The sequence below is a fragment of the Streptomyces sp. NPDC093109 genome, assembly GCF_040701725.1.
Taxonomy (GTDB): domain Bacteria; phylum Actinomycetota; class Actinomycetes; order Streptomycetales; family Streptomycetaceae; genus Streptomyces.
Genome location: NZ_JBFBEZ010000077.1, coordinates 1 through 18,742 on the forward strand (window position 1 = coordinate 1; position 18,742 = coordinate 18,742).

General features: G+C 69.5%; 18 protein-coding genes and 1 pseudogene. 10 read left to right on the forward strand and 9 right to left on the reverse strand.

Translation table 11 applies throughout. From position 1 onward, the window contains the following. Positions 1 to 863: 863 nt before the first annotated feature. A pseudogene (locus AB0389_RS36940) lies at positions 864 to 1,310 on the reverse strand (transposase); the annotation flags it as partial. Positions 1,311 to 1,601: 291 nt separating this feature from the next. Here AB0389_RS36940 and AB0389_RS36945 point away from each other — a divergent pair. Beyond that, positions 1,602 to 1,892 carry a hypothetical protein gene (locus AB0389_RS36945; RefSeq protein WP_366399967.1) on the forward strand — a complete coding sequence of 97 codons (291 nt, stop codon included), beginning with the start codon at positions 1,602 to 1,604 and terminating at the stop codon, positions 1,890 to 1,892. 409 nt (positions 1,893 to 2,301) lie between these two features. Here the strand turns inward: AB0389_RS36945 and AB0389_RS36950 are convergent, their stop codons facing one another. Next, a complete protein-coding gene (locus tag AB0389_RS36950; RefSeq protein WP_366399968.1) occupies positions 2,302 to 2,682 on the reverse strand; it encodes an FKBP-type peptidyl-prolyl cis-trans isomerase in 381 nt (126 codons plus the stop codon). A gap of 178 nt (positions 2,683 to 2,860) precedes the next feature. Beyond that, a complete protein-coding gene (locus tag AB0389_RS36955; RefSeq protein WP_366399969.1) occupies positions 2,861 to 5,533 on the reverse strand; it encodes an ATP/GTP-binding protein in 2,673 nt (890 codons plus the stop codon). Between the two features lie 155 nt (positions 5,534 to 5,688). Here AB0389_RS36955 and AB0389_RS36960 point away from each other — a divergent pair, with 155 nt between their 5' ends. Next, on the forward strand, positions 5,689 to 5,934 hold the full coding sequence (locus AB0389_RS36960; protein ID WP_366399970.1) for a hypothetical protein: 246 nt from the start codon (positions 5,689 to 5,691) through the stop codon (positions 5,932 to 5,934). Here AB0389_RS36960 and AB0389_RS36965 read toward each other — a convergent pair. After that, complete coding sequence (locus AB0389_RS36965; RefSeq protein ID WP_366399971.1) at positions 5,898 to 7,754, reverse strand: zeta toxin family protein; 1,857 nt, start codon at positions 7,752 to 7,754, stop codon at positions 5,898 to 5,900. The two genes, AB0389_RS36960 and AB0389_RS36965, sit on opposite strands and share 37 nt — an antisense overlap. Positions 7,755 to 7,896: 142 nt before the next feature. Here AB0389_RS36965 and AB0389_RS36970 point away from each other — a divergent pair, with 142 nt between their 5' ends. From AB0389_RS36970 to AB0389_RS36995, 6 genes are all read left to right on the forward strand, one after another. Continuing rightward, positions 7,897 to 10,008 carry a helix-turn-helix transcriptional regulator gene (locus AB0389_RS36970; protein ID WP_366399972.1) on the forward strand — a complete coding sequence of 704 codons (2,112 nt, stop codon included), beginning with the start codon at positions 7,897 to 7,899 and terminating at the stop codon, positions 10,006 to 10,008. Between the two features lie 49 nt (positions 10,009 to 10,057). Then, positions 10,058 to 10,435, forward strand: coding sequence for a hypothetical protein (locus tag AB0389_RS36975; RefSeq protein WP_366399973.1), 378 nt, complete (start codon positions 10,058 to 10,060; stop codon positions 10,433 to 10,435). A 3-nt stretch (positions 10,436 to 10,438) separates the two neighbouring features. Beyond that, entirely contained in the window at positions 10,439 to 10,996 is a 558-nt protein-coding gene (locus tag AB0389_RS36980) for an XRE family transcriptional regulator (RefSeq protein ID WP_366399974.1), read from the forward strand. 11 nt (positions 10,997 to 11,007) lie between these two features. Next, positions 11,008 to 11,625 (forward strand): hypothetical protein, encoded by a 618-nt coding sequence (locus tag AB0389_RS36985; RefSeq protein ID WP_366399975.1) that lies wholly within the window; start codon positions 11,008 to 11,010, stop codon positions 11,623 to 11,625. A gap of 304 nt (positions 11,626 to 11,929) precedes the next feature. Continuing rightward, positions 11,930 to 12,241, forward strand: coding sequence for a DUF6247 family protein (locus AB0389_RS36990; RefSeq protein ID WP_366399984.1), 312 nt, complete (start codon positions 11,930 to 11,932; stop codon positions 12,239 to 12,241). Then, entirely contained in the window at positions 12,238 to 12,498 is a 261-nt protein-coding gene (locus AB0389_RS36995) for a hypothetical protein (RefSeq protein ID WP_366399976.1), read from the forward strand. The genes AB0389_RS36990 and AB0389_RS36995 overlap by 4 nt, the downstream gene beginning before the upstream one ends. Positions 12,499 to 12,618: 120 nt before the next feature. On the opposite strand, the gene AB0389_RS37000 is transcribed toward AB0389_RS36995, so the two are convergent. From AB0389_RS37000 to AB0389_RS37010, 3 genes are all read right to left on the reverse strand, one after another. Further along, positions 12,619 to 13,107, reverse strand: a complete 489-nt coding sequence (locus AB0389_RS37000) for a hypothetical protein (RefSeq protein WP_366399977.1) — start codon at positions 13,105 to 13,107, stop codon at positions 12,619 to 12,621. 113 nt (positions 13,108 to 13,220) lie between these two features. Beyond that, entirely contained in the window at positions 13,221 to 13,724 is a 504-nt protein-coding gene (locus AB0389_RS37005; RefSeq protein WP_366399978.1) for a hypothetical protein, read from the reverse strand. Positions 13,725 to 13,916: 192 nt separating this feature from the next. After that, positions 13,917 to 14,474: a hypothetical protein gene (locus AB0389_RS37010; RefSeq protein ID WP_366399979.1), complete on the reverse strand. Its 558-nt coding sequence runs from the start codon at positions 14,472 to 14,474 to the stop codon at positions 13,917 to 13,919. A gap of 299 nt (positions 14,475 to 14,773) precedes the next feature. On the opposite strand from AB0389_RS37010, the gene AB0389_RS37015 reads away from it, so the two are divergent. Further along, positions 14,774 to 15,166 carry a hypothetical protein gene (locus AB0389_RS37015; protein ID WP_366399980.1) on the forward strand — a complete coding sequence of 131 codons (393 nt, stop codon included), beginning with the start codon at positions 14,774 to 14,776 and terminating at the stop codon, positions 15,164 to 15,166. Positions 15,167 to 15,225: 59 nt separating this feature from the next. Next, positions 15,226 to 15,531 carry a hypothetical protein gene (locus AB0389_RS37020; RefSeq protein ID WP_366399981.1) on the forward strand — a complete coding sequence of 102 codons (306 nt, stop codon included), beginning with the start codon at positions 15,226 to 15,228 and terminating at the stop codon, positions 15,529 to 15,531. 773 nt (positions 15,532 to 16,304) lie between these two features. Here the strand turns inward: AB0389_RS37020 and AB0389_RS37025 are convergent. Next, a complete protein-coding gene (locus tag AB0389_RS37025; RefSeq protein WP_366399982.1) occupies positions 16,305 to 16,721 on the reverse strand; it encodes a hypothetical protein in 417 nt (138 codons plus the stop codon). Further along, the gene (locus AB0389_RS37030; RefSeq protein WP_366399983.1) at positions 16,715 to 17,377 is read right to left on the reverse strand and encodes a helix-turn-helix domain-containing protein; all 663 of its coding nucleotides are present in this window, start codon (positions 17,375 to 17,377) and stop codon (positions 16,715 to 16,717) included. Before AB0389_RS37030 ends, AB0389_RS37025 begins: the two co-directional genes overlap by 7 nt. Positions 17,378 to 18,742: the final 1,365 nt, after the last annotated feature.

Here is an 18,742-nt window from a genome sequence, read left to right on the forward strand (position 1 = left end):
CCAGAGTTCATCAGGAACCAGACGCTTCGACAGATCAGCACCCACGACAGACATCATGCCGTACGAACCCTCAAGCCACGTGAGACACCCTCTTACACCCCCGGAGAGTGATCGGATTGCGCGGTTGTTCCGGTCCGGGCTCGTCGCGGTTGGGTACCACCGGCCGTATGGGGGTCACTCAAGCGAGGTACATGGCGCTTTGGGCTTAGTTGGGTGGATAGGTGTGTTGTTGGGACTTTCAGTCTCCACAGCCCTTGTCCTTGAAGGAGGACTTCATGCGTCGTCTTATCGCTGCTCTGGCCCTGGTCGGTGCCACCCTCGCAGCCCCCCTCGCGCTCACCATGCCTGCCCACGCAGTGAGCGCCCAGTGGACGAAGTGTCCCGAGGGCGAATATTGGACCCTGGTCAAGACTGCTCAGGGTGGTAGTTTCGCCTGTCTCCCGCTGGGGGCCGTTTCTTGATCCTGCTCGGGGTGAGCTGACTGCCGTAGCACCACGGCCTGGCCGCCGGATACTCGTTCGAGTACGGCGGCCGGGCCGCGTACTTTCCGGCCTCCGAACAACCGTTCACGACGGTCTTGTTTACCGATACGTTGACCAAGTCGGAAATCAGGGGGCTAACGAGCAAGATCCTTCCTTACCGCTAACCACGTCCTGATTGATTCCCGAGGCCGGGGGTGTCCCCGATGTTCTGCCGGACCTGCCTCGCCTCCCGCGCGGAAACAGCGGCACTGTCTGCGGCGACTTGTTCGACGCCCAGGGCGGCTGAGCCGACGGTAGTTTGGGCTAGACGAGTTGGGTGACAACGAGTGACGAGGTCTGTGACGTGTCGCCGGCAGGACTGGCCTGCGGTGGTGTGGCTGGCGCCTTCGGCTTCTTCGACCAGCCAGTGGGGCCCGTGCGGGTCAGACGCTTCGTCATCACCGCGATCGCTGCCCAGGTGATCAAGGTCTCGGAGTGCTGGACCAGCCGCTCGTAATCTCGGGCATGACGGCGGGCGTTCATCATCCAAGCCAGACTCCGTTCGACCACCCAACGGCGGGGCAACAGGACCCAGCCGGAGGTGTTCTTCGGGCGGCTGACGGTCTTGATCGTGAGGTTCAGATGCTTCTTTGCCCAGGTCACGAGCTTGCCCGCATAGGCGGAGTCAGCCCAGGCAAGGGTGATCTCGGGGTGCGTCAGGCGAAGTCGAAAGAGGACTTCCTTGGCGGCGGCGGAGTCGTGCAGGTCTGCCGGGGTGACCATCACCATCAGCGGCAGCCCCTTGGTATCGACCACCATGTGCCGTTTGCGGCCGTTGATCTTTTTGCCCCTATGCCGAGTTCGGCATAGGGCGGCATCCCGCACGTCTTCGACCTGGACGACGACCCGCGGTGTTCCCCCGGAAGGCAGTGACCCCGCGGGCCGCCGGGGGAACCGCTCGGACTCCAGGAGCACGACCCCGTATCCCTCGGGGTTGCGGGGCACGCCAGATCACGCCATAGCCCGACTGTATGACTTATGGAAACCGAAAAGGAACTGAGGTTTGGCCGCATTAGGCTGGAGTCGGCGTAGTTACGCCGCGAAGGTCAGCATCTGAACGTGCAATTGGGAGGATTGATCATGCAGAACCTCACTTATGCCCCTGACGACGGAATCGTGAAGCTGTCGATCGAGATGGATCCATACACCTGGAGCTTCAGCGGGGAGGGGACCGTCGCCGGGTTCCCGATCAAGTTGTTGGGCCAACTGCAAGACGGCGTGTCGGCAGTTGCCAAGAACGAGAGCGGCACGGGGATCGGGACAATTCGGCTGTACCTCAAGGGAGGTGAAATGTGGGTGCAGTCGAAGGTCACGGGTGCAGACGGCAAAGAAATCAGCCGGGACGAATCCATGGGCACCATCGAGATGTAGTTCGCACGGCGGGAGCTCCCTCGTCGGGGAAGCTGAACAAAAGCCTTAAGCCGCTGGCTCGTTCATCGGGCGCGCCCGACGAGGAGCGGCACAGGGCCGATGGGTTTCGGTTCTTCCGGGCGCCGATCTTTCCGCGAACCGCAGCGGAGCCCCCGGCCGGTGTGCTAAATATCCAAGATCAATCCCGGCGCCAACGGCTGTACCGGGTGTTCAAGCGCCGCCAATTGCATCAGATGCGAATGGGCAACGGTATGCGAACAGGGTGCGGGCAATCCGGTGTCGTCCGCCCTGGATATGCGCCGTGGCCAACACGCCTCTGACCGGTCGGCCGGTGTCGCGGCCCTGGCCGCCAGGGCCGCGACACCGGCCGCGCTCCGTACGGACGTGCCGGTGGGTCAGTGTCGGGTACTTACGTCACGGCGACGAGGTCCACGACGAAGACGAGAGTTTCACCAGGGGGGATCGTCGCGCCGGCGCCGCGGGCTCCGTAGCCGAGGTGCGGGGGAACGACGAGCTTGCGGCGGCCTCCGACCTTCATGCCCGCCACGCCCGTGTCCCAGCCCTTGATGACGTGGCCGGCTCCGAGATCGAAGGTGAAGGTCTCGCCGCGGTTCCAGCTGGCGTCGAACTCGTCTCCGGTGGAGTAGGCGATCCCGACGTAGTGGACTTCGACCCGGTTTCCCTTCACCGCCTCATCGCCCTCGCCCACCACGATGTCCGTGATCTCCAGGGTCTCGGGGGGCGTGCCTTCGGGGAAATCGACCTCAGGCCTTTCCAGTTGGCTGCTCATGGTGGTCCTCCGTATCGGTGTTGCGCCGGGAGCCCGGCGATGCCGGCATCATCGAGCTGCTCACTCAGCTCGTGGGGCAGCGTCCCGACGCCGGCTGATTTCTCCGGGCCCGGCACCCGGCCCGTACATGGCGACGGCCCCGACCAGACTTCTGGTCGGGGCCGTCGTGTGTCCGGGGTCAGTTTCCGGCGGGCAGGTGTTCCTGCCGGGCCTGGACGAGGCCGCGCCATGCGGTGCGGACGTCGTCTTCGCTCGTGGTCCAGCGGATGGTTGAGGGCTCCGGCAGGGGCAGGGCGGCCATGAAGTGAGCGATGTCGCAGAAGTAGGCGAAGTCGCCGGCGGCGGTCAGCGTGTGCAGGCGGTCGATGGTGGCGGCCAGGTCCCGGTCTTCTTCGCGGACGGCGTGGTGGAAGGCCACGGCGAGCTCCACGAACCGGTGGAGGAAGGGGAGTCCGGCGCTGTTGATGTCGGCGTGCAGCCCTTGGGCGCGGTCGGTGATTCCGGTGCCGGGGCTCCCTGCGTCCTTGATCAAGGCCACGACCATGGCGAGCAGTGTGTTGGAGCGTTGGTCGAGGCCGTCGAGGAGCTGGTGGGCGAGGGCGAGTTCCTCGCCGGCCCGTACGGGGTCGGTGAAGGACATGGCGAGGGCGAGGCGGACCTGCATCATGGCGCGTTCACCGGCGGCGCCGTGGTGTTCGGCTTCGGCGCGGCCGGCTTCGAAGGCGGCGACGGCCTGGGCGGTGTCGGCGTGGGACCAGTGGATGTCGCCGAGGACGCGGTGGTGGCGGCCTTTCCAGCCCAGCGTGGGGACGGCGGCCAGGGCGGTGGGGAAGTCGCCGGCGAGACGGGCCAGGTTGGCCTGGCCGCGGCGGGCCTTGGGGGCGAGGCGTCCGCCGATGTCGGCGACCTGCCGCATCCCGGCCCGGGCGGCGGCGCCTTGGCCGAGGTCCTTGTGGGCCTTGGCCCGGTAGTACAGGGCCATCTCGGTCAGTTCGGGAGGCAGGAGGCCGGTGTCCAGGACGGCGGTGAGGCGGTCGGCGGTGTGCTGGCGGTGTTCACGCTGTCGGCGGGCGATCGCGGTGAGGAGCTCGGCCACGGCATCGGCTGGGGTGTCCGGTGCCGGATCCACGGGGGTGGGCAGGGCGAGGGGTTCCCAGACGGAGTCGTCCGTGTAGACGAAGGCGGCCTCGATGAGCCAGTCCAGGCCGGTCAGGTGATGGTCGCGGGCCAGGCGCAGGCCCTGGCGCAGGCAGGCGACGAGGAGCATGCGGCTGGGGGCGTGGGCGGTGGTGTCCGTCCATTGGTCGCCGAGGGCGGCCAGGGCGCGGGTGGCGGCCTGGTGCCAGTCCGCGTCCGTCCAGCGGTCGTCGCTGTGGGTGTCGTCGCGGACGGCGCTGCGGATCGCGCGGTGCAGGTGGTAGGGCCACAGCGCGTAGGGATTCTCGCTGATCAGGGGCCGCTCCGTCAGGCGCCGGGCGGGGGCCTGGTGGGTGAGGCCGGCTGTCCGGGTGGCGAGGTCGAGGTCGAAGGCGTCCAGCAACGCGACCGAGCGCAGCAGGTGGCGTTCGTCGGGGGTGAGGTCGGAGAGGGTGCGCGCGAGGAGGGCGGGGAAGGTGCAGTCGAAGTCGGCGGGGGTGGGGGTGCGGGTGCGGCGGATCTCCAGGAAGCGGCTGACGGCGAGATCGAGGTGGAGGGGCAGTCCGTGGGAGCGGGCGGTGATCGCGGCGCGGATGTCGGCGCTGATGAGGGGCTGGCCGTCCTGGACCAGGCGGCGGGCGAGGTGGGCGTCGCAGTCCTCGGGGGAGAGGTCACCGATCAGGTGCTGCCGTCCGGACGGTGCGGCCGTCGTCCTCGGCTGCGGCACCGCCGCGGTGGAGGCGGCGAGGCCGGGCCAGGCGGCCGGCCCGGTCCAGTCGAGCTGGCCGTGCAGTGCGGGATCGGCCCACGGCAGACGGCTGCGGCCACTGATGACGAAGAAAGCGTTCGGCATGAGCCAGACCAGGCGCTGCAGCAGCCGCTCGAAGTCGCGGTGGCGATCGCCGGTGTCCTCGAAGGTGTCCAGCAGCACCACCGGGACGACGCGCTTCTTCGCGGGCAGCCGGCTCAGGTCCCAGGCCAGCAGGTGACTGTAGTAGGACAGCGCCTCGAGATCGGGGGTGGCTTCCAGCAGGGCCGCGGTCCGTACGGCGCCGGCCAGCGCCTGGGCGCGGGCCTGGCGCTCGCGAAGGGCGGATACCAGCGCGGAGGTGAGCTGCTGCGCCGCGGAGCCGGCCAGGCCCGGCAGCTGGAGCGCCGCGGCGACCTCGCCGACCCCGGCCTGCAGTTGCTGCGGCAGCATCTCGGCGAAGCGGCCCGTCAGCCCGGTCCGCCGCACGTACTCGTCCAGCGGCTCCCCGGGGTGGACGGCCTCCCAGTAGTGACGCAGGGCCACGTCGAAGGAGGGCAGCGTGCGGCCCAGGGCTCCGGCGAGTGCGAGGCGGATCGTCAGGATGACCCGCTCGAAGTCGGAGCCGGTCGACGCGGATCGGGACAGGTCGATCCGGATGGGCAGGAACTGCTGCGTCCAGGTGGGCGCGCCCCACTGGGCTGGGCGGTGCTCGGCTCCGGTGAGCGCGGCTTCGATCTTGCGGAGCAGCGTGGACTTGCCGACGCCGCCCACGCCGTGAAAGACGAGCACATTGGTGCGGGGCGCTTCGAGGTCTTCCACGTTGAACCCGTGGCCGGCGGTGTGCCGCAGGTGCTCTTCCAGAGCGGCAGCGACCAGGGCCCACTGGTGCTCCCGGTTGGTGAACGCCTCGGTGGCGTCGAACGACGGGTTGTTGGAGCTGAACAGTGCACGTAGGTCGGCCACGGTCGGTCCCCCCAGAATGATCATCGGCGGTATCCACCGTAGGCCCTGCGCCGTGCGGCGTGGCCGCTTTACGCAACGCGGGCGGTGTGGCCGTACCGTCTCGGCCAGAGACAGTGACGTCCCTGGTCACCGCCCATACGCAAAGGAATCCCCCCGTGTCGGAGAGCGTGAGTGCCGAGGCCGCCGAGCAACTCGTGCAGGACGTGAGCAACTGGTACGCGGAACAGATCATGAAGGAACAGCGCGCCCCCGAAGCTGTCCCTGAGCGGCTGAAGACGTTGAAGGAGGAACTGGCTGTGTGCGCAGCCGATCTGCGGGCGCTTCAGGACGCCGGCCCGGAGGAAGTCGACGCGATCGCGGCTCGCTACGCGGCCCGTTCCCAGGAGCTGGGCGGCCAGTAGCCGGACTTCTGCTGGAGGACGGGCAGCGGTGCCGTGATGATCGCGGAGGTGAGGGTACGCGGCTGCAGGTGGGCGGGCATCAAGGGCCAGGCCAGTGCGGCAATGTCCACCAGGTCCGGCCGGTACTGCGGCAGCTCTCCCTTCAGCCGCTGAAGGGTGGCGAGGAGCTGGGCCGCTTCGGCCACCGTGTACGGGCGGTGCTGTTCGGCCTCCAGGACGTCCCCGCCCCGGGGCGTCCTGTTCCAGGCTCCGTCCGGGGCGCGCTCGTTGCGGTACACCGCGGTCAGGTCTCTGCCGATGACAGAGGTGCAGTGCACGTACGGTGAGTGCTCGGCCGCGCGGACCACCTCGGGAACGACCTGGAAGGTCGCGTCGTGGGCGGCGGCCGCGGTGAACCTCGGGGATCCGCCCAGGCGGGCCACCTCGGCGCACCGGGTCGCGGTGCCCAGCCGGCTGTCCGCGGCGCGCGCCCCGATCACGACCAGCTCCACCCGGCGGCCCTCCCGGTGATGGCGGCGCGCACCGTCAAGGAAGTGACTGACGCTGTCCGGGGCGATCTCGATCAGCATGTCCCCGCGGCGGGCCCGTACGTACGCCTCGGCCATCACCTGCCAGGCCCGGTAGTCGGCCCTGATGCGGTCGGAGGCCGTACGCGGCTCTTCCGCGAGGAGCTGACGGTAGTCGGGGTGCATCGCTTTGAAGATGCCGCCCTCGATCCGGGTGGGCCTGCGCGCGCGCAGCGCGCGGCGCAGCATGCGCGCCGCGTGGGTCTTCCCCGCTCCTTGCGCGCCCATCACGTACAGGGTGACGGGGTCGTCCTGCGGGGTGATGGCACTCAGGTACATCGGGACGATGAGTTCGTCGAAGATCCACGTGTGCTCGCCGGCGGACAGGCGGTGGTAGTCGACACCGGGCGGCACCGTGAGCGGCTGGGCGATCCGGCGTACGGGCTCGGCCAGCGCGAAGGCGCGCTCCAGGCCGCCGGCCACCGCCAGACGGCGCTCCGGCGTGAGCACGGCAGGGTGCAGCCGCTGCTCCGCGCCGGAGATTTGGCGGCGGAAGCGCCAGGTCTCCGGCGCTGTCCATGGCCGGGCCCAGTCCGCGGTCAGTGCCTGCGGCGCGGCCGGTGCACTGTGCCAGGAGCCGTTGTCGGTGAGGTCGTTGCGGTACAGGACCTCAAGGCCGCGCTGCACCACCATGACCTGGTCCGCCAGCCGCTCGGCTTCGACGGCTTGTAAGAAGAGCGGCAGGTTGCGGGCGCACCGGTCGAAGTTGCCCCAGGAGACATACCGGCCGACGCCCTGCTCGGCGACCTGTGTCAGGTAGCGGTCCAGGCCGCTGAGCTGCGCGGCGGCCTCCGCCGTGGCCAGCGCCACCAGTTCGACGCGGTAGCCGGCCGCGCGGTAGGTGCGGGCCTTCACGCACGCCTCCTCCACGTCGGCGACGGGCTCTTCCAGCACCGCGTCGAAGCGTCGGCTCCGGGCGTACGCCTCGACCTCCGCCTGCCACCGCAGGACATCCGGTCGGATCCGCACGCCCGCCGTGCGGTCATCGCTCCGCAGGAGACCGGCGTAGTGGGGGTGGGCTCTCTTGTAGAGGTCGCGCCCGATCAGTACCGCGCCGCCCCGCCGGTCAAGGACTGCCCGCAGGAGATCGCACAGCTCGGATTTCCCGCTGCCGGCCGGACCGGCGACGATCACCACCACCGGCCGGTCCTGAGGGACAGCGTCCTTGGTCCAGGCCGGCAGGATCTCGGTCACCAGGATCTCCTCGTGCTGGCCCTCGGCCAGGACGACCGGAACGACGTCCTCGTCTCTCAACACCACTCCCTGCTCGGTTTCGGGCGCCATCCGTGGCAACGCCACGCAGCATACACTCAACAGAACGGGCTAATTTAAAGGTTAAAAACAACCTTGCTCATGGGTTAAAGAATGCTAGAGTTCGGGGTGGAGGTAGACAGATATGGCATCCGAGGAAGAGCTGTTCGCGAACATCGACGCCCTGCTGGCAGAGGAGCCGCAGCTCCCGCCCCCGCCGGAGCGCGCCCGGCTCCGCGAGGCCGCCGGCATCACCCAGGCCCGTCTCGCCCAGGCCCTCAAGTCGACGACGCAGACGGTCAAGAACTGGGAGAACGGCCGCTCCGAGCCGAAGCCGCCGCGCCTGGAGGCGTACCAGCGGCTGCTGAACGGCTGGGCCGCGAAGTACCCCGCTCACGGCGCCGGCGCGCTCGCCCCGGCTCCGGTGGCCGTGCCGCAGTCGGCCCCGGTACCGGAGACGTTCACCGGCCCGGCTGCACCCGAAGCCCCCGACACCGCCGCCGCCCCGGCCCCGGTCGTCCAGGCCGCGCCGGAGCGTCCCGCCCGTCCGGCCGCGTCGTCGCGGCGCCCGGCTGCGAAGAAGGCCGCGCTGGACTCGCGCTTCCCGCACGGCCCGCTCGCCGTCCTGGACGGTGACGGCTCCGCGTACGGCACGGACGGCATCGTGCTCGACTGCCCGGCCACCACCGTGCCGCAGCTCGTGGAGTGGACTCTCAAAGAGTCCGGCCTCGGTGCCGCGAAGCTCAACCGGTACGGCAAGGACAGCGACCCGCTGATCGTGCTCACCGCGGCCGCCGCCGTGAAGCTCGGGCTGCCCGAGCGCCTGGAGGGCCACGAGCAGCGCCGCTCCCTGCGCCTGCCCGAAGACCACCCGGTCGTCAAGCAGGTCGCCAAGGCGAAGTGGCAGCTCACCCAGCGCGGTTTCGGCCCGTGGGCGCGGATCTACCGCAAGGCGCAGGGCCGCGACCGGCAGTGCGTACAGCTGGCGATCCTGTCGTGGGACGCCCTCGATGAGCGGTCCTGGCCCGGCGTGAGCGAGATGGAGCCGGCCGACATCGCCCGCGTCCTCGGGGTGTACGCGACCCGGGTCATCACCCCGCGCGGCTCCACCGCCGTCTCCGGCCTGGAACTGATGACGGCGCTGCGCCCGCCGACGAAGGCCGTGCAGGACCCGACCACCGGGAACTGGGTCTCCGGCTACAACTCCGGCAGCTTGGGCACCGAGCCGATGGACCCGGCGCCGCCGGAGGCCACCCCGGAACACCCCGTCGTCGTGAACTCCGGCTGGAGGGGCGGCTTCCTGAACGAAGAGGCGTACCAGTGGGTACGGTCGGTCGAGACGCTGTCCGATGAGGAGTGCACGCTGCCGTACGCGGTGGGCCTGGACCTCAACACCGCGTTTTTGGCCGCCGCAGCCCGCCTGGTCGTCGGCCTCAGCGCCCCCGACCACTTCCACGCCCCGAAGTTCAACCCGAAGATCCCCGGGAGCTGGCTGGTCGACCTGTCCCACATCGAGCTGGACCCGCGCCTGCCCTCGCCGTTCACCCCGGACGGCTCACGCCCGACCGGCCCGGCCTGGTACCAGACGCACACCCTCGCCTACGCCCAGGAGCTCGGGCACGACGTCCACCCGATCGAGGCGTACCTGCGCCGCGAGACCGGCGCGTACCTCGACCCGTGGCACGACCGCCTCAAGACCGCCTACGTCGACACCCTCGCCGACATGGGCGTCACCAAGGACCTCACCGATGCCGAGTTCCTGGCGGCGATGGAGCAGCACAAGCAGAGGGACCCGGCCCTGTCCGCCGTCCTGTCCGCGATCAAGGCCACGGTCAAGGGCGGCGTCGGCAAGCTCCGCGAGCGCCCGCAGGGCCGCCACTACAAGGAGGGCGAGACGTGGCCGGCCCTGTCGCGGCCAACGTGGCGCCCCGACATCCGGGCCGCCGTCATCAGCAAGGCGCGGGTCAACATGCACCGCAAGCTCAACAACATGGTCAAGATGACCGGGCTGTTCCCGCTCGCCGTGCTGTCCGACTGCGTCGTCTACCCCTCGCCGGGTGAGAGCCCGCTCGACTTCCTCCCCTACGCCGCGTCCGGCAAGCCGCAGCCCGGCGCCTTCCGCCTCGGGCCCACCCCGGGCCTGGCGAAGCTGGAGGGCGTCCAGTCGATGCTGTGGGCGGTCGACCTGATGGAGAAGGGCCTCAACCCGGCCCGCCACATCAAGGGCGGCGACGCCGTCCTCGACGAGGGCGAGTAGCCCCCGGCCCCGGCCGTCATCACCGAATGAACCTGAAGGAGCAGCCCCGATGAACACCCCGCAGTGGCCCCTGCCCTCCGCCCCGCCCGCCCACGACTCGGTCCTGTTCGCGCAGGCCATGCGAGACATGCGCCTGACCTGGCGCGCCCGCGGCGTCCTCGCCGAACTCGCCACCGGTTACAACCCCGGCCAGGAACCCAAGATCAGCGAACTCGTCTCCCTCACCCGCGCCGAACGCGGAGCCGCCGAAGGCCGTGAAGCCTTCCGTACGGCGGTCGGCGAGCTGCGCAGCCTCGGCTACCTCACGCCCGACGCCACCACGGTCTCCGGAGTCGGTGAGCATCTGGTCGTGAACCTCGCCCCGGCCGCCGACGCCCACCTGATCCTCAACCGGTACGACCACAGTGCACACATGGACGGGAGCTGACCGATGGCGGAGATCGAGGACGCCATCGAACGCGCCGACCGGGAAAACTTCACCCGGGAACCGCCCAAGACTCTGCAGGGCCGCATCAACTACCTGCTCAAGCAGTTGGGGAACGCCAAGGCGGTAGCAGCGGAGCTCGGCATCACCGCCGACTCCGTCAACCGCTACCGGCGCGGCGCCCGCAAGCACCCGCCCAAGGACATCGCCGCGAAAATCGACGACGCCGTCCGCTCCCGCTGGCAGCCCCAGGTCCGCAAGCGCCGGCGCAAGCAGGCCGCCGCCAGCGGGATCACGGTGGAGACGAGGGCACGGTTCGGGTACACCGCGCCGGTCGGCACGACCGACGACGGACGCTTCCGGCGCCTCACCGTGCACCTCCCCGCGGAGTATGCCCGCCGCCTGTTCGAGGCCCGCGACGCGGGTGCCAGCGACCAGCAAATGCGTGGAATCATCGCCGAAGGCTTTAAGGACGTCTATTTCCAGGACGGCGGCGGCCGGGCTATGGGACTGTCGGACGTGGCAATCAACGACATCGACTACCTGGATATCGGCTACTCATAAGGAGCGCATGAATGACCCCCGAATTCCCGGCTTCTCCGGTGACAACTGACGAGCTTCAGATGCCGCCCATCGACCGGGACAAGAGCCCTCTGCTCGACGCCGACCACGACGCTGTCCGCATCGCCGACGCGTTGCGCGGCAGCCCGCACATCACCTTCGTCGCCCCGGCCGCGCCCGGCGACGAGACCGTCTGGTTCCGCGACACCGACGGCACCGGCTTCGAACTCTCCCTGACCACCGTGGAGCCGGACCCCGACGCTGAGCGGGTCGCCTACGCCTGGGACGCCGTCGCCGCCGCGATCGGCAACCACCCGCACTTCATCCGCGCCGCCCTCGAACAGCCATCCTTCGGCCCGCTCAACCTCAACACCATCACCGCCCTCACCCGCACCGGCAACGAGTACACCCTGAAGCTGACCGGCTCCCCGCGCCCCGGCTACGCGCAGGAGCCGGCCTCCCCGGCCGCCGACGTCGCGTACGCCGCCGACCGGCTGCTGACCGGCGACCCGAGCGACTCCGAGCGCGCGACGGCTGAACTCCTCAACTATGTGGCCGCCACCTGGGAGCAGCAGGACCAGCCGCTGCGCGAGCACTCCCAGGCCGTCGCCCGCGCCCTGCGCACCCGGTAGCAGGGGATCACCGTATGTCCGCCTCCACGGCCGCCAGCACGCGTACCGTGAGATGACGACCCGCCAGGAGGACCAGCCGATGAGCGCACGCCCCGCCCACGGCCTTCGTCAGGCCGACATCGTGGCCTACAAGCACCCTGACCTGGCCGACGTGCTGCTGTGCCCCGAGCACGGTGAGGGGTGGGCCGGGCTGATTCCGCTCACCGCCCGCGACGTGCCGTTCGGCAGATTCTGCTGCTGGGGCACGGACGACGACATGACGGTGTGCGGCAATGCCCTCCCCATGAAGAAGAGGAACAGGCCGATGAGCGCGCAGCCCGACCACGCACCCGTCACGCCGTACGCCCCTGCGCCCGGGGCGCCGGCCGAAATCCTCGCCCAGCTGCGCGCCGACCCGCGCGCCGCGCAGTGGGTGCCGGCCTTCGAGCGGGAGTGGTCGGCGGCCCTGGAGGATTCCCGCCGGACGTTCTCTCTCGGCGGGCTGTACGAGGTCCTACAGGACTGGCAGGGCCGCCTCGCCCACGCCCCGGCCGTCGACGCGTTCGTCGCCTCCGGCTACGACGACAGCGAGGCAATCGGCATGGCGGAGCTACGGGGAAGGCGAAGGCGCCGGTGAGCGGACAGCCGTACGCGGTCCGCTTCTCCGCACCGGCCGCGAAGGTCCTCGACACCCTGCCCGAACACGTCGAAGACACCGTGTGGAACGTCCTGGGCGCCGCCGCCGCAGACCCGTGGGGTTTCCGGCAGTGGAACGCGGAGGACCTTGAGGGCGAGGACGTGCGCTACGCGTCCGTCGGCCGGCTCTCCCTCACCTACTGGGTAAACCAGCCCCTGCGCCGACTGACCGTGCTGAACATCGTCTGGCTCGGATAGCCACCCGGTGACAACGCCACGACCCCGGCATCGCAACTGCCGCCCTCGTGGCGTTCCGCACCGTAGCCACGGTGTCAACGGCCGTATCCACCTGGACGGCGCCATGGATCCGCGCCGGAGTCACGAGTCGCCGCGAGGGCGGTCGGCACCGAGCTGGACCTCCCGCCGGCACTCACGGCAGTCCGGCAAGCCGCTCACACGCCGCCCTTCCCCCTCCGCCCACCTGAACCCGCACAGAGACATCGACAGGTCCTCGGTGGGATCGGTGGCGTGGGAACCGTGACCCGGCACGTTCCACGTGACCGTCGTCCCGCCCTCGTACGGCGCGCCCTCCGGCCAGGCGTAGACGGCTTCGGTGGTGGTGCAGCGCATCCGAAGGTCGGGGCCCTCCCAGCGGGCGCCCTGGCGGACCTGAGCGGCGGCGTCGGCGGCGTCGGCCAGCCGCTCGAAGGACAAGTCGTAGTCACTCATGTGCTCCCAGCTGCCGGGCGCCTGCCGGCTGACCAGCGAGCGGAACTCCAGCAGCAGCCGCTCCAGGTCGTGCCGTCCGACTCGGACCGTGTCGCTCTCGGGGTCGTACGCGTCGTCCGGGGCGGTCTTCTTGGGCATCGCACTTCTCCTCGTCCACGCAGGCTGGTGGGCTGAGTGTGCCGGGAACCCGCAGCCCAAGGGGCCGTATCCACCCGTTGCCACCCGCACGGCAACGCATATCCGCTCCGTAGTCACCAGGAACCGCGCGGACGCTCCGCACCGAGCTGGACCTCGCGCCGGCACTCCGGGCACTCCGGCAGCCCCTCCACCCGGCGCGGCCTGTCCTCCCTCGCCCAGCTGAACCCGCACAGCGACTGGTGCGTGATCGGGAAGAGTTCGTCCTTGGTGGCGTGTGAGCCGTATCCCGGCACCAGCCAGGTGAACGTTGCCCCGACGTTGTACGGTGCGCCGCCGGGCCAGCCGTAGACCGGCTCGGTCGTCGTGCACCGCATCCGAAGGTCGGGCCCCTTCCAGTTCTTGCCGTAGACGACCTCCGCGGCGGCGTCAGCCGCGTCCGCGAGGCGCTCGAACGACAGGTCGTAGTCCCGCATGTGCTCCCACGAGCCCGGCTTCTGCTCGCGCATCAGCGAACGGAACATCAGCAGCAGTCGGGCCAAGTCGTGGTGCCCGACGCGGACGGTCCCGGTGGCGTGGTCGAAACCGTACGTCGTGTCGTACGGCGGCCTCTTCGGCATTGGTCCTCATTTCGCTCGGCGGCCAGCACCCCCTTCACCGTTGCGGTGCGGCCGGATGTTCACGCGGATAGGCCTGGAAGTCGGCTGGAGCACCGCCTGAGGCCATACGGCGTCACGCCCCCCTTCGGGAGCTGCCGCGAAGGTGCACAGCGAGGGGCGAAGGCGGTGGCCCCGGCCCCGGAAACGCGGAGCTCAACGGGAACAGTGCGCGCAGCCAGGAGCGCCTGCGAACGCCTGATCCGCTGCGGAGACATCCCGGCCGGTGAGATGAGCGGCCGCGTCCAGGGAAAGGGACAACGGCCGGCCCCCGGCGGGGCCGATCCGTCCCGGGTTGCCCGTGGTGATGTACTCGTCAGCGGCTGCCGCGAAGTACCCAGGGTCCTTACGGTGGACGCTCGTGACAGGGGTTGCACGCCGCCACCGGGCTTCCGCGCCGCCCCACTCCTTCTCCGCTTCCTCTGCGGTCACCCCGAGGACCTCCGCCAGGATCTCCCAGCTCGTACCGCGAACCCGTTCGGCAACCACCGCCTCCTCCATCAGGGAGTCGTGCGCATCGTGGACCTTCGCCAGACGCACGTAGTCACCCGCCTGCGCTTCGTCCTCGCCCACCATCTGTGCGTACCGCTCAAGGCGGCGTGCGATGGATGCGGCCTCACTCACCAGCTCGATCCTGGCCACGTCAGAGTCGGTGAAGCTGCCCTTCGGCAACTGGCGCGGGTCCACCCGGGCCACCTCGGTCTCGTTGTCCATGGCGCGGAGCGTAGAACGGCACTGGTGCCCCTCAACCACCTGTGGGGTGTGAGGCTCACTCCCCGTTTCCCCAGGTGAACGCGCTGACCTGTGAGGCTATGAGCCTGTGAGGTCCAGCCCAGCAGCGCCGCATCACCCTCACCCCCGTCAGCAACCAGCACAGCCACCCCTCAATCCGGTGAACTGCGGACCGGTCCTGTCCCGATACGCGGCGCCTTGTGCTCCCGCACGCTTGGTGGCGCCCGCCGGCCCGGAGGACGATGGAGTCGTGGGCAAGCACACCGAGGACCAGGAGCACGGTGTCGAACCGGCGCAGCCGCCGCTGCCCCGGGCTCGCGCCCGGGGCAGCGGCGGCCGGACTACGCGAGGCGATGGACGACGTCCGGCGCTCCGTGGCGGTCCTCGCCGCCCGGGTCCGCGACGCGCACGCCGCCCGGGTGTGGCTCCCCCTGGGGCACAGCAGCTGGGAGTCGTACTGCCGGGCGGAGTTCGGCATCAGCCGCGCCCAGGCGTACCGGCTCCTCGACGTTGCCCGCGCGCTCGCCGCGATCCACGACGCGGTCGCCGCCGGCCCCGAGATGTCTCGCACGCGAGACACCGACCCGGCCGCCGCGGCCGCGCTCGACTACGGCCTGTCCCAGCGCGCCCTGATCGACGTCTCCAGCCGTACGGACGCCGTCACGGAGCTCTGATCACCCGCCGACTCGCCACGCTCGCCCACAGCGGCCTGACAGCCCTCGATGAGCCGACCGTGCGCGCCGTGGTCCGCCAGGCCGTCCGCGACGTCCGCACCGCCCCGCCCCCGCCGCCCGCCGATCCGCCGGCGGATCCCGCGCTCGCCGCGCTGCGCGCCGTCGTCGACGACCTCGCCACCAGCACGCACGCGATCGGCAAGCTGATGCTCGAAGTCGCCCCGGCCTACCTCTCCGACACCGACGCGGCCGACGTCCTGGCGCCACTGTGCGCGCAGATCGGCGAGACCCTCACGAACGGCCTCGCCGCCCGCCGCTACGCGATGTCCGGTGACCGCCGCGCCCTGCACGGCATTGTCTTGTAGGCCACCGCTCCCGGCTGCTCCTGTGTGACACACAGCCCGTTTCCCCTGGTGGCCGGGGTGCGATGTGAGGGTGTGAGGTGTGAGGCGAGGGCCTGCGGCGGCAGGGTGCCGCTGCTCCTGGTCGTGATGCTCGCCGGTGGTGGGCAGGGGGTGTCATCGGTGGGTTCCGGTGAACGGTGGCCGTCGTCGCGGTAGTGCAACGCGTGGGTCCTGGTGGTGGTTGTCGGGTGACAGGAGGGCGGTGTCGCGGGTGCAGCGCAGTATTTGCATGGGCCCGCGTAGCACAAGGGTGCTGCACGAGTGGCAGGCCGGCCCCGTCCCGACAGCGACGGGCAGCTGCTGCTCACCGCTCGGGCCGTGCTGCCCCTGCCAGCACCTGCCGCTCCACGGGCACCTGCACGGTCGGGAGCCCGTCCCGGCGGCTGCATAGCATCGCAGATCTGCGATGTTCCGGGCGAGATCTATGCACGGCTACCGCATACAGCGCCGTCGGTCAGAGCCTGCTGACCGACGGCGCTGTTTGGTGGCGTTGCTGCCACCGTTTCGTGGCAGCAACGCCACCGTGCGGGACGGCTGCCTGCGGGTTTCCCGCAGAGGGGAACAATGTACGCACGGACCGGAACAGCCGCCGGTTGTGTTCTGGAGAACCAGAACAAACCGGTTTACCTGGTGCTACCGCCTACTCGGGCCGCGCGCCGCTGACCTGCGGGTTTCCCCTGGAGGGGGACGGTGTACGCACCGGGTGCTCGCCGGGGCACATATGGCGGGCGACGTCAGCCGGCGGCGCGGACGGCCCGAAGCGGCTGGCTCTGGCGCTTGGGCGGCGCGGTTTCGTACAGCGGGACGGCGATCTCGGGCAGTTCGCCGGCCTTGATGCGCTCGGATGCGTCCTCGATCGCTTCCTCCAGCTCTTCCTGGGAGGCGTAGGAGGCGATGTACGGGTGGAGGTAGTAGGTCCGGTACTTGCGGTCGACGGGCCTCAGCACGAGGTTCCGGCTCTCCAGCAGCGACATCGCCGTGTTCGCGGAGTTCCGTGACAGGCCCACGCGCGCGCCCAGTTCGGCCTGGGAGGCGTTCACCTCGCCGCCGGGCTCCTGGCGCTCGATGAGGACGCTCAGCAGCTCCATCGCGGCCTTGGTGAGGTCCAGCCGGTACAGCATTCCGAAACCGGCGCTCGCCTGGATCAGCATGCCCGCCCCTCTTCGTCGACCATTACATCTTCCCCGTCTTCGGCACCGAGCTCCAGCTGAACGCTGCGCGGTGGCGGTGGGGCGTTGAGGGCCGGGAAGACCTCTTCGGGCAGCTTCCCGGTCTCCTTGTCGCGCAGTGCGTCCAGAATCTCGCGCTGTACGTCTCCGTTGCCCTCGAACCCGAGCATCGGGTTCACGAAGATCAGCCCAGTGTCCACGCGCTGGATCATGTGCCATTCCTCGAGGCGGCCGATCGCCCGGGTCACGTTCGACCGTTCCACGCCCAGCCTGTCGGCGATCTTCTTGTGCGTGGCGCGTAGCCAGCCTTCGCGCTGCCGGCCGATGCACCACAGCAGGACCGCGGACTGGATCGGAGACATGCCGTGCTGGGCGATGAGCACGGCCAGGACGTCGGAGAGGAAGTCGTTGGACACCACGCTGTAGCCGGAACGCCCGTACATCTCGTGAGGCGCGCGATAGGTATACCGGACGTTGACGTCCATCTGCTGCACCGGCCGCTTGCGGGTCGGCGGCTTGATGTCCTTGCCCAGCCGGGAGGACAGGGTCTCGCGGAAGGCGCTGTCACCACCGGGCGGAACGGCGGTGATCTTGCCCTTGCCGCGGCCGGCGGTCGGGCGCTTGGGCTGGCGGGGCATCGACGGTGGTCCTGTCCTCGATCTTGGGGGTCGCGCCGGACCCTAGCAGTTGTTCAAGCTCAGTTGGCAGATTTGTACACGCTGGCGTGGCGCTTTGGTGTCGACGCCGACACATTGGATTCGAGGGGTGTTTCCTGAAAACCGGCTCCCACCAGCAACGTTCCACAGTTGTACAAGCAGAGTTGGCAAATGCGGGTGTCGATGTGGCACCACGGACACATTTCCGCAGGTCAATGTGTCAGCGCCGACACATCCCCTTCCATAAAAGCCCAGGTCAGAGCCGGTTTTTCCCGAGGGCCCTCTTTTCTTTTAGACGCACGCGCGCGCGAGGTCGGGACCAAGGCGTCACGCGCGTGGCCAGGCCCGCCACCGACGGCACCAACCAGCACAGCCAGTGATCCGCAGCTCCTGGGGCGTGCCGTCCCACACCCGCCACCCGGCCCGCATGACCACCGCACCCGCGAAGGCCCCCAGGCGCCCCTGAGGCCGCGCCCCGGGCGGTCGACGGCCCCGGGGGGAGGCCAGTAGGTCCCCACGCGCCCGTGGACGCCGTTCTGCGGCGCCACTGGTCGATCCGTCGATGGCTGAGGCGGCTTCGCGTGCGACACCGCGCCCCTGTGCGGGTCGTGGACAGCAGCAGCGGCTCTGAGTCTCGGGTGGTGCCGACCGTGACGATCAACCACAAGGAAGCGTGGCCGGCACCGGTGGGCGGTTCCGCCACCCGGCCCTGGGGGGCCGGACGGCTCCGGTACCTCCGCACGTCGAATTCAACCGGTCCCATATCGGAGCTTCCTTTCTGTGGCTGAGCTATTTTGGGCCGCGTAATTCTGAATTCAGCCGGTAGTTTTTGACTGGGGCAGGGGTGGCGCGGCCAGGACCCAAACGCTACACAGTGCACGTACGTGATGCATCATCCGTGTCACGCGTTCACTCCCCAGGATGACGTATCATCGAATCCTGTCCCACAGTGGCGGGTTGGCGTATATGCTGGCGGGGTATTGGTGAACGTGAGCGGCTGGATTCGAGGGTGGGGAAGGCGTCAGGGTGGAGCGCAGTGGAACCCGTCACTGCGGCAGGGTCGGCACCTACGTGGACCGACGGTCCGTCACATCCGTTGCGGGGGTAGTGGCCAGTAACCCCAAGCCCTGCACAGGCACGCGCGTGATGCATCTCCCCTCGTAGCCAGCCTGGGTGATCGCGCTTGCGCGGTCGCCTCCAATTCGCGCAAACGCGAATTGCATTCCGTTCGGAATTCCGTTTACGGAATTCCATTCCCGCGTTTACGCGGGAATCCGAATTGCGCTTGCGCAATTCGCGCTCTATGCCCCGGCTTGCCGGGGCATATCCCGCGGAGCGGGATATGCC